The organism is Acidiplasma aeolicum (assembly GCF_001402945.1).
GTDB classification, from domain to species: Archaea; Thermoplasmatota; Thermoplasmata; order Thermoplasmatales; family Thermoplasmataceae; genus Acidiplasma; species Acidiplasma aeolicum.
In genome coordinates, this window is sequence record NZ_LKBG01000163.1 from 1 (window position 1) to 952 (window position 952).

The 952-nt window shown below is 30.1% G+C and carries 1 protein-coding gene; it reads left to right on the plus strand.

Annotated features, from left to right (window positions below):
• Positions 1-933: ferrochelatase (locus AOG54_RS04000; RefSeq protein WP_055032458.1), on the plus strand; the 933-nt coding region annotated here is incomplete at its 5' end.
• Between the last annotated feature and the right edge of the window lie 19 nt (positions 934-952).

Genomic DNA, 952 nt, shown 5'->3' on the forward strand with positions numbered 1-952 from the left:
TTAACCGGTTTAATAGGTGGAATTTACATCGGTAAATCCAGAAGAAAAATTGTATACACTAATATGTACAAGGTTATATTATTAAGCTATGGTAGCCCTGAAAGAATTGAGGATGTACCTGAATACCTGAGCGGGATTTTCAACGGAAAAAAGGTGCCTGAAAATATTTTAAATGAAAATATTGAAAAATACAGAATGGTTAATGGAAAATCTCCATCAAATGAAATAATAAAAAATATTATGGATAAGCTATCAAGGCTTTTAAACAAATACGGTGATTTTGAGGTTACGGATGCATACAAGCACTGGAAACCAGGAATTGAGGAAACCGTTGAATCATTGAATAATGAATATGAATCTGTAATAGCATTGCCATTATTTGCGTTTAAATCTAATAATGTTAGTAAATCATATGAGATACCGTTCAAAAAGGCAATACTGCCAAAAAATGTTGATTATAAGTTCATAAACGGGCTTGATGATGAAATGTTCACATATGCATGGATAAAAAACATTTCTAAATACATTTATGATTATGATTCCTTTCTTTTTACCGCACACAGCCTTCCATTAATAGATGACGAAACAGATTATATAAATTCCTTACACAAATATGCTGATAAAATTTCAAAAATTCTTGGAATAAAATCTTATTATACAGCATTTTACAGCCAGGGGCCCTATGGAAAATGGATTGAGCCATCTATTTACTCTCTAATTGATAAATTCAGGGCGGATGGCATTAAAAATATTGCTGTTGTGCCACTTGGATTTTTATATGAACACCTAGAAATTTTATATGATCTTGATGTAAAATATAAGGAATTCCTTGCAGAAAATGGTATAGAATACGTAAGGGCCAAAACCCCATCATGCTCTGATGAATTAATTATTTTATTAAAAAATGTAATTTTAAAAAATTTGGAGAAATAAATGTTATTTTTTAAAGACG